We start from the raw sequence: 12,588 nt of genomic DNA on the forward strand, positions 1-12,588 counted from the left end.
TCACCCTCCCAGCCCGCCCAGTTTCCGCGCCACGTTCCTGTTCAGCTGCTCGCGCCACCGGTCGCGGTAGGTCCGGGCGCCCTTGCCGCCCATCACGGCCGCGCAGAAGCCCTCGACGTCCTCGCCCAGCACCTCGTCGGCGCCCTGCCCCTCGGCCGCCGTCTCCTCCAGCAGGCCGAGGACGCCGTCGACGACCGGCGGCAGGTTGCGGCCGGTGAGGTCGGAGTGGGCGGCGAGGTGGATCTTGACCTGTTCCCAGGCCGCCCGGTGGTCGGCGGGCAGTGCGGCGGCCCTGGCCTCGAAGGCCGTCCACTCCCTGGTGAGGTCGCCGCCCGTGATGGTGTCCCAGAAGTTCACCGCCCACCCTCCTTGAGCTTGTCGATGCGCGAGGAGACGTAGTCCCACTTCGCCCAGAACCTCGCCAGTTCCTCGCGCCCGGCGTCGTTGAGCGCGTAGAACTTGCGCGGCGGGCCCACCTCGGAGCGCCTCTTCGCGACCTGGACGAGCCCGTTGCGCTCCAGGCGCAGCAGGATCGTGTAGACCGTCCCCTCGATGACGTCGGCGAAGCCGAGCTCGTTGAGCCGACGCGTGATGGCGTACCCGTAGGTCTCCTCGCCACCGATGATCTCCAGCACGCAGCCTTCGAGCGTGCCCTTCAGCATTTCCGTCAGGTCGTCCATCCGACTCCCCTGGTCGCACCAGTACTCGGTATCACCGAGTACCACTACACGGTATCACCGAGTAGCGGAGATGCCCAGGAGCAGGATGTCGGCGAGCTTGTCGGCGTAGGCGTGGGCGTCGACGCCGGGGGTGTTGTCGAGGAACGCGAGCATCACGTCGACCGCGCCCTGGTAGGTCACGGCCATGACGCGGGTGTCGAAGTCCCGGAGGCTGCCTTCCTCCTGGCCGCGGCGGAACAGCGCCTCCTGGCCCCGGTAGGTCTCCTCGTAGAAGTCGAGCGTCACCTGCCGCGTGCCGTCGGGGTGGCGCAGGTTGTGCACGATGTGGTCGAGCGCGACGAGCTCCGCGCGGTGGGTGGTGCGCAGGTCAGCGACGTGGTGGAGAGCGGCGCGGATGACCTCGGGGACGGGCCGGGTGAGGTCGAGCTCGGCCGCGACGCGGTCCCGGATGGTCGCGACCGTGGCCACCACGGTGGACCGCATCAGGTCGTCCCTGCCCGCGAAGTAGTGCCACAGCAGGCCTTTGGAGATCCCGGCGCGTTCGGCGATCCGGGTCAGCGAGGCGTCCGCGTAGCCGCGGTCGGCGATCTCCGCGATGGCCGCGGCCATGATCTGCCCTCGCCGCTGGTCCTCGTCCAGGCGCCGGCGCGGGGTCGACGGCACCCGGCTCACCGGGCCCGTCGCACGCGGAGCGCCAGGACGACCAGGGCCAGCATCAGCGCGGCGATGGCCACCATCTCCACGCGCATCCACGACGGGAACACACCGGGCAGGGCCGCCTCGACGAGGTTCACCACGAGCAGGACGCAGCCGATGACGACGATCGCGCGGAGCCCGGTGGCGCTGCCCTTGCGCGCCGCCCTCGCCCGCAGGAGCAGCAGGACCGAGAACGCGCCGACGATCAGGGCGTGCCCCCACGCCTCGTCGGTCGCCAGCCGGGGTGCCGCCACCGACAGGAGGACCAGCGCCGCCACCGTGCCGAGGGCGACCACCACGTACGCGACGACCACCCGCTGCACCGGGGCGAAGACGTCGGACGACATGTTATTGACCATGCAGTCAACAGTATTGACTCGATAGTCAATAAGCAAGACGGCAGGTCAGGCCGCGGTCCTCTCCCCCGTGGAGACGACGGCGGTCACCGTGCCGGGTCGGGGTGGGCGTGCAGGCGGGGGTGGCGCCACAGGGGGTGGAGGAGACCCCCGAACTTGAACGGCTTGTGCCATCCGGGGCCGCTGGTGATCGTGTGGTCGTCGGCGCGCAGGCCCACCGGCGAGACCACGACGACGGCGATCAGGAGCGCGGACACCGCGGGCAGCGTGCGGTACCACCGGGTTCCGGTGGTGGGCGTGGGGGACGTGGTGGTCACGGCGGACTCCGTTCTGCGGTGGCAGGAAGAACCTCCCACCGACGCGGCCCGCGGTCACTGCGGCCGGCAGGCCCACCCGCGTTGAGGTCCGCCCTACCGCCGTTCGGCCGGTGCCGGGCGGGTGGCCGCTCCGGGAATTGTCGGACCCTGCCTCTACCGTGCTCACCAGTCGGACCGAACCGGAGGAGCTGGACGTGCGCAGGTGGGAACTCGTGTCGGATGGCTCCGCGAAGTTCTGGGAGATCGGCCGGGACGGCACGAGCGTGACAGTGCGCTACGGGCGGCTGGGGTCGGCGGGGCAGACCAAGGTCAAGGACCTCGCGTCGGACGCGGCGGCGGTGGCGCACGTCGGCAAGCTGGTGGCGGAGAAGGAGAAGAAGGGGTACGCGGAGGTCGGCGGGCCCGCCCCTTCGACCGGCCGCGAGTCCACGGTGGACACGCCGCCTGCCACCGAAAAGCCGGCCGCCGAACAGCCTGCCACCGAACAACCGGCCGTCCGGCAGCCTGCCGTCGACCGTCCGGACGAGACGACGTTCGTGATCCCGCCGTCGTGGCGCAACGCCGTGCGACCGGGCCGCGGACAGGGCGCGCGCCGACCGCTCAAGTCCACTCGCGGCGTCGAGAAGTACCTGAAGTCCAAGCTCGACCCGGTACCGCGGCGGTTGGGCACGGTGCTCGCCCACCCGGACTCCGAGTCGGAGCTCGTGACCGCGGCGCGCGCCTACCTCGAAGGTGACGCGACTCCGCTGGGCGCAGCGACGGTGGCGGCCGCGCTGACCGAGGAGGCCTCGCGGTTCTACGGCCGCGAGGACGTGGCCACGATCGCGGACGCGTGGGTGGTCCGGCACGGGTTCGCCTTCGCCGCCGCGGCGGCCGGGGACCTCGGCCGGATCGAGATCTCCTGGTCCGGCGCCCGCGGCCGGGAAGCGGCGAAGGTGGAGTGGCGCACCGTCGAGCGCAAGCGGTGGCCTTACGCCAACCGCCAGGTCGTCGAACGACTGCGCGGGCTGCTGATCGGGGCGGGCGAGGAGGACTACCTCGCCGCCGTCGACGCGCTGTCCTCCCGCCGGGAGACCCTGCTGACGCGGACGATCGCCGCCTACCTCGCGCCGACCCGGCACGACTGGGTCGACGAGCTGGTCGACAGCGTGATGGCCGAGCCCAGGACCGTCGAGGAGTACCGGCTGTTCCTCACCTCCCTGCGGACCGTCGAGCAGGTGGCGGCGGTGGCCGCGCGGGACGAGTACCGGTACTACGTCACCGAGAAGGACGTCCTGCCCACGGTGGTCAACACCGTGGGAGTGGGCGTCGCGCCCGTCCTGGCGGGGCTGCTCGACGACAACCACGACAGCGACACGCGCAAGCTCGTCATCGAGGCACTGGCGTGGATCCCGACCGACGAGGCGTTCGGGCTGCTGCTCGACCGGCTGGACGACAAGTTCGTGCGGCCCGCCGTGCTCGCCGCGATCAAGCGCTACCCCGCGCGGGCGGTGCGGGAGCTGGCGGGCGTGACGGGCTCGGAGTCGGCGAGGGTGTTGCTCGTCGGGCACGTCCAGGCCGACCCGGCGCTGGTGGCCGAGGTGCTGCCGGGGCTGGACGACGCGCGGCGCGCGGCGGTCGAGCAGGCGGCCGCCGAGGAGGGGCCGGTGCCCGACGCGCCCGCCGATGCGTTGCCGCCGCTGCTGGTCACTCCCCCGTGGACGGTCGAGCGCACGGTCGTGAAGCCGGTCGTCGTGGAAGGGCTGGACTCGCCCGTCGCGCGCGACATCCGGTGGGAGCCGGGTGAGCGGGAGGTGTGGGCGGAGGCGTTCGGCCGGTACTACTGGGCCGACGCGAAGTTCCTGGTCTGGCGGATCGCGGTCGACCGGATGTTCAAGGGCAGGATCCCGCACCACGAGCAGCCCGCGCTGGTCCTCAAGGCGCCGGAGGACCTGGTCCGGCACCGCCTCGGCGAGTGGGACCCGGAGATGTGGTCGGCGATGGACTGGGCGAAGCCGGTGGTCGCCCGGTTCGGGGTCGACGCGTACCCGGTCGCGCTCAAGATCGCGAAGTCGGACCCGTCGGGGGCCGCCGAGGTGCTGCTGCCGTTCGTCGACCGCGAGGTCGCGGTGCTGCTGGCGGACTGGCTGGCGCGGCTGAAGTCGGTGTACCCGGTCGCGGTCGCCTGGTTCCTGCGGCACCCGGAGGCCGCGGCCCGCGCGCTGCTGCCCGCCGCGCTCGGCAAGGCGGGCAAGGCGAGGCGGGACGCCGAGGCGGCGCTGCGGCTGGTCGCCGGGCGCGGGCATGCCGACGTGCTGCGCGAGGTCGCGGCCGAGCACGGCGAGCGGGTCGCGGGCGCGGTCGAGGACCTGATCGCCGCCGACCCGCTGGACCGGCTGCCCGCGAAGATGCCGGTGGTGGGTACCTGGGCCGACCCGGTGCTGCTGCCCCGGATCCTGCTGCGCGACAGGCGGCACGCGCTGCCCGGCGCCGCCGCGGGGCACGTGCTGACGATGCTGGCGATGTCCAAGCCCGACGACGTGTACGCGGGTGTGGACGTGGTGCGGGAGCTGTGCGACCCGGCGTCGCTGGCGCGGTTCGCGTGGGCGGTGTTCGAGGCCTGGAAGGCCGACGGGACACCACCCAAGGACGGGTGGGTGCTGCCCGCGCAGGGGCTGGTCGGCGACGACGAGACCGTGCGGGCGCTGACGCCGGTGATCCGGGCGTGGCCCGGCGAGGGCGGGCACTCCAAGGCCGTGGCCGGGTTGGCCGTGCTGGCCGCGATCGGCACGGACGTGGCCCTGCTGCACCTCAACACGATCGCGCAGAAGGCCCAGTTCAGCGGGTTGAAGTCGCGGGCGCGGGAGATGATCGACGCGGTCGCGGCGAAGCTCGGGCTGACCGGGGAGCAGCTGGCCGACCGGCTGGTGCCGGACTTCGGGCTCGACGACGCGGCGAGCCTGGTCGTCGACTACGGGCCGCGCCGGTTCACCGTCGGGTTCGACGAGCAGCTCAAGCCCTACGTGGTCGACCCCGACGGCAAGCGGCGCAAGGACCTGCCCAAGCCGGGCGCGAAGGACGACCCCGAGCTGGCGCCCGCCGAGCACAAGCGGTTCACGCTGCTGAAGAAGGACGTGCGGACGGTCGCAGCCGACCAGGTCCGCCGGTTCGAGGCGGCGATGGTGGCGCGGCGGCGGTGGTCGGCCGAGGAGTTCCGGACGCTGTTCGCGGGGCACCCGCTGCTGTGGCACGTCGTGCGGCGGCTGGTGTGGGTCACCGGGGACGGGACGTCGTTCCGGCCTGCCGAGGACCGGACCCTGGCCGACGCGAACGACGACGCGGTCGAGCTGGCCGAGGACGCGGTGGTGGGGATCGCTCACCCGCTGGACCTGGCAGACACCCTGGAGCGGTGGGCGGAGGTGTTCGCCGACTACGAGATCCTGCAGCCGTTCCCGCAGCTGGGCAGGCCGGTGCACGCGTTCACCGACGCCGAGCGGGCCGAACGGAGGCTGACCCGGTTCGAGGACGTGAAGGTGCCGGTGGGCAAGCTGCTGGGGCTGACCAACAAGGGCTGGCGGCGCGGGGAGCCGCAGGACGCCGGGGTGGAGTGCTGGATCACCCGGCCGGTGCCGGGCGGGTCGCTGGTGGTCAACCTCGACCCCGGCATCCCGGTCGGGGTGGTCACCCTGTTCGAGGAGCAGTGCCTGACCGCGGTGTGGCTCAACGACCGCGGCGGGGACTGGCGCCCCCGCGGGTCGCGGACCTTCGGCGAGCTCGACCCGGTCACCGCGTCCGAGGTGCTGGCCGACCTGTCCTCCCTGACGATCTGAGGAAGAGCCTTGTCCGACAACAAGAAGGTCCAGCGGCCACCGGCCGAGGTGCGGTTCGCCGACGAGCTGGCGCGGCTGCGCGAGTCCGACACCGCGCACCGGCCGCCGGGGTGGGCGCTGAGCCTGCAGGGGGCGCGGCGGTTCATCGTCGGGGACCCGCGCGCGGGCATCACCCGCAAGTTCGTGGGCGACCCGTCGTTGATCGACCGGGCGCTGGTGACGCTCGCGACGACCCGCGGGCTGATGCTGGTCGGCGAGCCGGGGACGGCGAAGTCGCTGCTCTCGGAGCTGATCGCGGCGGCGGTGTGCGGGGAGTCGACGCTGACGATCCAGGGCGGCGCGGCCACGACCGAGGACCAGATCAAGTACTCGTGGAACTACGCCCTGCTGGTGGCCGAGGGCCCGTCGCCCCGCTCGCTGGTGCCCGCGCCGATGCTGCGCGGCATGGCCGAGGGCAAGGTGGTCCGGTTCGAGGAGATCACCCGGTGCCCGCTGGAGGTGCAGGACTGCATGCTGTCGCTGCTGTCCGAGCGGGTGGTGGCGATCCCGGAGCTGACCGGGCCGGACGGGATGGTGTTCGCCAACGACGGGTTCACCGTCATCGCGACGGCGAACACGCGCGACCGCGGCGTGAACGAGATGAGCGCGGCGCTCAAGCGGCGGTTCAACTTCGAGACCGTGTTCCCGATCGCCGACCTGGCCACCGAGCTGGACCTGGTGGAGCAGGAGTCGCGGACGCTGCTGGAGCGCTCCGGCGTCGGCGTGCAGCCCCGCCGCGACGTGCTGGAGGTGCTGGTGACGACGTTCCGGGAGCTGCGCGACGGGGTGACGTCCTCGGGGCAGCCGATGGACCGGCTGACGACGGTGATGAGCACGGCGGAGGCGGTGTCGGTGGCACATGCCGTCGGGCTGCGCGGGTGGTTCCTGCGCGGTGAGGCGGGCACGCCCGCGGACCTGGTGGAGTGCCTGGCGGGGACGGCGGCCAAGGACAACCCGGACGACCTGGCCCGGCTGCGGCGGTACCTGGAGCAGCAGGCGTCGCGGCGCAAGGGCGCGCAGTGGCAGGCGCTGCACCAGGCCCGCCACCTGCTGCCCGGCTGATGGCGACCACGTTCGTCGGGGGCCGGCACCACAGCCCCGCGTGCGCGCGGCTGGTGGCCGAGACCATCGAGGCGCTGCGACCGGCCCACGTGCTGGTGGAGGGGCCGGTCGACATGAACGACCGGCTCGACGAGCTGCTGCTCGGGCACGAGCCGCCGATCGCGGTCTACACCTACTACCGCGACGAGGAGCGGTCGCACGCGTCGTGGACGCCGTTCTGCGACTACTCCCCCGAGTGGGTCGCGCTGGCCGCGGGCCGGGCGTGCGGGGCGCGGGTGCGGTTCATCGACCTGCCCGCGTGGCACCCGGCGTTCACCGGGCGCGGCAACAGGTACGCCGACGCCGAGGCGCGCTACACCGAGGTGACCGGCAGGCTGTGCCGGGAGTTCGCGGTCGACAACACCGACGTGCTCTGGGACCACCTGTTCGAGGTGGAGCCCGCCGACGGGCTCGCGGACCGGCTCACGGCCTACTTCGACCTGCTGCGCGGCGAGGCGACGACCGAGCACGCCGACGTGGAGCGCGAGGCCTACATGGCGTCGTGGGTCCGGGCCGCGCAGGCCGACGCGGGCGACCGGCCGGTGGTCGTGGTGACGGGCGGGTTCCACACCCCCGCGCTGCGGGTGCTGGCCGCCGGGGCCGAGCCGGGATGGCCGGAGGTGCCGCGGCCGCCGCAGGACGCGGTGGGCGCCAGCTACCTGGTGCCGTACTCGTTCCGGCGGCTGGACGCGTTCACCGGCTACCAGTCCGGGATGCCCTCGCCCGAGTACTACCAGCACCTGTGGGAGGACGGGGTGGCCGGCGCGGCGGAGGCTCTGGTCGCGTCGGTGGTGGGGCGGCTGCGCGGGCGCAGGCAACCGGTGTCGACCGCGGACCTGATCGCGGCCCGCACCCTCGCGCAGGGTCTGGCGAGGCTGCGCGGGCACGCCGACCCGTCGCGCACCGACGTGCTCGACGGGCTGGTCGGCGCGCTGGTGTCGGAGGACCTGTCGCAGCCGCCGCCGTGGACGGTGCGCGGGCCCCTGAGGCCCGGCGCCCACCCGGCGGTGGTGGAGATGGTGGCGGCGCTCAGCGGTGACCGGGTGGGCGCGCTGCACCCGGACACCCCCGCTCCCCCGCTGGTCGCCGCCGTGACGGCGGAGCTGCTCGCGCTGGGCCTGGACGGCTCGGGTGAGGTCGACCTCGACCTCGCCGACGATCTCGGGCTGCGGCGCGGCCGGACGCTGCACCGGTTGCGGGTGCTGGGGATCGTCGGCTTCGACCGGCTGGCCGGGCCCACCGGCGGCGGCGACCCGGTGTTCACCGAGCGGTGGCGGCTCACCCCGTCCGACCGCAGGCTGCCGGCGCTGATCGAGGCGGCCGTGCACGGCGCGACCCTGGAGGAGGCCGCGGGCGCGGCCCTGCGCGGCCGGGTCGAGGACGCGCCGGTCGACCGGCTCGCCGAGGTGCTGTTCGACGCGGCGCTGTGCGGCGTCACCGCCCTGTCCGACGACGTGGTGACCGCGTTGACGACACGGGTCGGGGCGGTGGCGGACGTGGCCGAGCTGGGGCGGGTGCTGGTGGTCGTCGTCGGGTTGTGGCGCTACGACGGGCTGTTCGGCACGGCGGGCAGCCCGGTGCTGGGCGCGGTGATCAGCGGCGCGGTGACTCGGGTGCTGTGGCTGGTCGAGGGGCTGCACGGCGGACCGGCACCGGCCGACCACCGCAGGCTGCTGGCGTTGAGCGCGACCCGCGACGCCGTGCGGCACGCCGAGTCGGTGCTGGCCACCGGGCGGGGCGAGGCGGTCGCCGTGCTCGGGCGGGTCGCCGCCGACCCGCAGGCGCCACCGGACCTGCGCGGGGCGGCGTTCGGGTTCTGCTGGTCGCTGGGCGGGGGCGCCGACGTGGTGCGGGCCGTGCGGGGCATGTCGGGGCCCAGGACGATCGGCGACTGGCTGGCCGGGCTGTTCGCCGTCGCCCGCGAGGAGGTGCTGTCCGCGGACGCGGTGATCATGCTGCTCGACGAGCTCGTGCACGCACTGTCCGAAGAGGACTTCCTCGTCGCGCTTCCCGCGCTGCGCCAGGCCTTCGCGTACTTCCCGCCCGCCGAACGGGAGACGATCGCGAAACGGGTGCTGGTCGCGCGGGGCACCGGAGGGTCCGCGCGGGAGCTGCTGCGGATCGACGTGGACCCGGTGGTGGTCGCCGAGGGGATGGCGCTGGAGGCCAAGGTCGACGCGGTGCTCGCGCGAGAGGGGTTGGCATGACGGGGATGGAGCGGTGGCGGCTGATCCTCGGCGAGCCCGCCGGGCCGCACTGCGGCGGAGCCGACGGCGGGGCCGAGGGCGACCCGGCGGCCATGGACGCGGCGGCCATGGACGCGGCGCTGGAATGGCTCTACGGCAGGGAGGAGGACCTCGACCCGCGCGGGGTGCGGCGCGCCGGGCAGGGCGCGTCGGTGCTCACGACGGTGACCTGGCTCGACGAGATCCACCGGCTGTTCCCCAAGGAGACGGTCGAACGGCTGGAGCGCGACGCGGTGGAGCGCTACGACATCACCGAGATCGTCACCGACCCCGAGGTCCTCTCGCGCGTCGAGCCCAACGCCTCGCTGCTGCGGGCTGTGCTGCGCACCAAGCACCTGATGAACCCGGACGTGCTGGCCATGGCGCGCAGGATCGTGGCCGCGGTGGTCGCCGAGCTGATGCGCAAGCTGGCCAAGGAGGTGCGCAACGCGCTGAGCGGCACGAGGTCGCGGCGGCCCAGCACCTTCAAGCAGGCCCGCAACTTCGACTTCCGCCGCACGATCCGGGCGAGCCTCGCGCACTACGACCCCGCCGACCGCCGGGTGCGCATCGAGAAGCCGATGTTCTCCTCGCGCACGCGGCGGCACCTGGAGCCCCGCCAGCTGATCATGGTGGTCGACCAGTCCGGGTCCATGGCCGGCTCGGTGATCCACTCTGCGGTGACGGCCGCGTGCCTGTGGGGGCTGCCGGGGCTCAAGACGCACCTGGTCGTGTTCGACACGGCGGTGGTCGACCTGACCTCCGACGTGACCGACCCCGTCGAGCTGCTGATGAAGGTCCAGCTCGGCGGCGGCACCGACATCGCGAAGGCCGTGGACTACGCCGCGGGTCTGGTCGAGAACCCCCGGCGGACGATCGTCGCGCTGGTCACCGACTTCTACGAGGGCGGGGACCCGGTACGGCTGGTGCGCACCGTGCGCAGGCTCGTCGACCAGGGCACCACCGTGCTCGGCCTGGCCGCCCTCGACATGGACGCCAACCCCAACTACGACAAGGACCTCGCCCAGCGGCTGGCCGACGTGGGCGCGCACGTGGGCGCGATGACACCGGGCATGCTGGCCGAGTTCGTCGCGGAGAGGCTGGTCTGATGCGGGACGACCTGCTCGCGCTGACCCCGGACGCGTTGGCGGCGCTGGCCAACCGGGGCCTGGTCAAGCGCGCGACCAAGGACCTCGACGCCGGGGCCGGTCCCACCCTGGAGGTCGACGGCGACCTGGTGCGCGGCCGGTTCGCCGACGGGGTCGAGGTCGAGCTGCCCGCCGGGGTCCCACTCGCCGCGGCGCCCTGCTCGTGCGGCGCGCACGGCGTGTGCCGCCACCGGATCGCGGTCGTGCTCGCCTACCAGCGCCGGGACGAGTCGGCGCCCGCGTTCACCCCGTGGTCGCCCGGCACCATCGACGACACCGCGCTGGCCGCTTTGCTGGGCACCCGCGGCCTCGCCGCGGCCAAGCGGTCGCACGCCGCCGGGTACTCCGTGCGGCTGCGCAGGCCGACGGCGGCCGATCCGGCCGCGAGCGCCGAACTGCCGTCGTGCACGGTCCGGTTCCTGGTGCCCGGCGACCTCGCCTACGCGCACTCCGACGCGACCGCCACGCGGCGCGCCGAGTTCGTGGCGCACGCGGTGTGGGCGTTCCGCGAGGCCGACGACCGGGGGCTGCTCGACGAGGTCGTGCGGTTCGACGTCGCCGGGAGCGCGGAGTCGGACCGGACCGGGCTCGCCGACGCGCTGGAGCTGGCCGACCGGGTGCTGCTCGACGGCGCCGCGCACGCCGACCCGGTGCTGGACGCCGGGCTGCGCCGGGCCGGGGCGGAGCTGGGCGGGCGCGGTCTGCACTGGCCCGCGGCGGCCGTGGGGGACCTGGTGGACCAGCTGGTGGCCTACCGGGAGCGGTCCGCGCACTACCACCCGCAGCGGGTCGCCGAGCTGGTCGCGGAGCTGCACGCGCGGCACCGGGCGACCGGGGCGCGCACGCAGGTGCTGGGCGCCGACGTGCCCGCGGAGACGCCGTTGGACCGGGTGCGGGTGACGGCGCTCGGGTGCCGGGTGAGCGGCACCGTGCAGGACCGGACCGCCGAGGTGTTCTTCGCCTGCGGGCCGACCACGCTGGTGCTGCGGCACCGGTGGCCCATCGCCGAGGGCGAGTCGCCGACGGGCCACGACCTGGCGTCGCGTCGGCTGGCGGGCACCGCGCTGGCCTCACTGGCCGCGTCGAACGTCGTGTCGGAGGCGGCGTCGCGCAACGCAGGCCGCGTGCTGCGGCTGGCGAAGGGGCGGGTGTCGAAGACGTCGATCACCCCGGTCGGCCGGTCGTGGGAGGCGTTGTCGGACGCGGTGCTCGTGCGCGACCTCGCCGCCGAGTCGGCGGTGCTGGACCGGTTGCCGCCACGGCTGGTGCGGGCACGGGTGGAGGCCGAGCTGGTGCGGGTCGTCGCGGTCGCCGAGGTCCGCTCCACGCACTACTTCCCCGGCGCGCAGCGGCTGGAGGCCGTGGTGGCCGACGAGCTGGGCGCGACGGCGACGGTGTCGGCGACCTACCGGGGTGTGTGCCCCGGCGCGCTGGACGCGCTGGCCGACGCGCTCGGGTCTGGGCCGGTGCTGGTGAGCGGGTCGTTGCGGCGGGTCGGCGGGGTGCTCGTGGTCGACCCGATCGCCGTGCTGACCGGGGCCGGGCTGGTGGTGCCCGACCTGGCGCCGCTGCCGGGCGTGGACCTGGTGCCGGGGTACGGCGATCAGGGGTCCGACCTCATCGGGTCGGCGGTGGACGCGGCGCTGGCGGCGTGCGCGGAGGCCGCGCACCGGGGGCTGCGCCACCTCACGCCCACCCTGCGAGCCAGGCTCGACGACGTGGCGGCCGACCTGCGGCGGGTCGGGCTCACCGGCAACGCGGACGCCGTGGCGGCGTTCGGGCGGGAGGCGAGCACGCGGACGTGGGTGGACGCGCAGGTCCGGCTGCTGACGACCGCGGAGTGCCGCTGACCGCGCGGTGGCGTCGTCGGGCTGAGGGATCGCGGTACGGCCACCGGATGCATGGGCTCGGCGCGGGTCGTCTCCATTGGTAACGGCGATACCGGCGTTATGCCATTCACGACGACCGGAAGTTCTTGATCGCATTCCTTCTCCGCACGCCGGGCGTTCATCCGATGAACGAGCACGGGACGCATTAGGGGTGTCACTCACGGTGACCACCCCTCAATATCGTCGGTCTATATAACTCTCGCTTTCCGGTCGACTACCCGCTGTTTCCGGCTGTGACCATGCACCCAAGTGGAGCAAATTAACCTGAATGGCCGTATGCGATCACACTTTTGCGGCTTACTGTCTGTCACGGGCGGCCTCGCCGGGA

The 12,588-nt window shown here is 73.8% G+C and carries 10 protein-coding genes; 5 read left to right on the forward strand and 5 right to left on the reverse strand.

Annotated features, from left to right (window positions below):
- The 5 genes from CLV43_RS20005 to CLV43_RS20025 all read right to left on the reverse strand — a co-directional run bounded on the left by CLV43_RS20005 (position 1) and on the right by CLV43_RS20025 (position 2,049).
- Positions 1-357 (reverse strand): DUF1048 domain-containing protein, encoded by a 357-nt coding sequence (locus tag CLV43_RS20005; RefSeq protein WP_106188711.1) that lies wholly within the window; start codon positions 355-357, stop codon positions 1-3.
- Positions 354-680 carry a PadR family transcriptional regulator gene (locus CLV43_RS20010; RefSeq protein WP_106188712.1) on the reverse strand — a complete coding sequence of 109 codons (327 nt, stop codon included), beginning with the start codon at positions 678-680 and terminating at the stop codon, positions 354-356. The genes CLV43_RS20005 and CLV43_RS20010 overlap by 4 nt, the downstream gene beginning before the upstream one ends.
- A gap of 54 nt (positions 681-734) precedes the next feature.
- The gene (locus tag CLV43_RS20015) at positions 735-1,343 is read right to left on the reverse strand and encodes a TetR/AcrR family transcriptional regulator (RefSeq protein WP_146174819.1); all 609 of its coding nucleotides are present in this window, start codon (positions 1,341-1,343) and stop codon (positions 735-737) included.
- A gap of 5 nt (positions 1,344-1,348) precedes the next feature.
- Positions 1,349-1,723, reverse strand: a complete 375-nt coding sequence (locus CLV43_RS20020; RefSeq protein ID WP_106188714.1) for a hypothetical protein — start codon at positions 1,721-1,723, stop codon at positions 1,349-1,351.
- Between the two features lie 95 nt (positions 1,724-1,818).
- Complete coding sequence (locus CLV43_RS20025; protein WP_106188715.1) at positions 1,819-2,049, reverse strand: hypothetical protein; 231 nt, start codon at positions 2,047-2,049, stop codon at positions 1,819-1,821.
- Between the two features lie 194 nt (positions 2,050-2,243).
- On the opposite strand from CLV43_RS20025, the gene CLV43_RS20030 reads away from it, so the two are divergent.
- Genes CLV43_RS20030 through CLV43_RS20050 form a run of 5 tightly spaced genes read left to right on the forward strand, consistent with a single transcriptional unit; the run spans position 2,244 to position 12,221 of the window.
- A complete protein-coding gene (locus CLV43_RS20030) occupies positions 2,244-5,858 on the forward strand; it encodes a DUF4132 domain-containing protein (RefSeq protein ID WP_106188845.1) in 3,615 nt (1,204 codons plus the stop codon).
- Positions 5,859-5,867: 9 nt separating this feature from the next.
- Positions 5,868-6,959, forward strand: a complete 1,092-nt coding sequence (locus tag CLV43_RS20035) for an ATP-binding protein (RefSeq protein WP_106188716.1) — start codon at positions 5,868-5,870, stop codon at positions 6,957-6,959.
- On the forward strand, positions 6,959-9,205 hold the full coding sequence (locus tag CLV43_RS20040) for a DUF5682 family protein (protein ID WP_106188717.1): 2,247 nt from the start codon (positions 6,959-6,961) through the stop codon (positions 9,203-9,205). Before CLV43_RS20035 ends, CLV43_RS20040 begins: the two co-directional genes overlap by 1 nt.
- Positions 9,202-10,332 (forward strand): VWA domain-containing protein, encoded by a 1,131-nt coding sequence (locus tag CLV43_RS20045; protein WP_106188718.1) that lies wholly within the window; start codon positions 9,202-9,204, stop codon positions 10,330-10,332. Before CLV43_RS20040 ends, CLV43_RS20045 begins: the two co-directional genes overlap by 4 nt.
- Positions 10,332-12,221, forward strand: a complete 1,890-nt coding sequence (locus CLV43_RS20050) for a hypothetical protein (RefSeq protein ID WP_106188719.1) — start codon at positions 10,332-10,334, stop codon at positions 12,219-12,221. Before CLV43_RS20045 ends, CLV43_RS20050 begins: the two co-directional genes overlap by 1 nt.
- The last annotated feature ends 367 nt before the right edge of the window (positions 12,222-12,588 follow it).

The organism is Umezawaea tangerina (genome assembly GCF_003002815.1).
Lineage (GTDB): Bacteria > Actinomycetota > Actinomycetes > Mycobacteriales > Pseudonocardiaceae > Umezawaea > Umezawaea tangerina.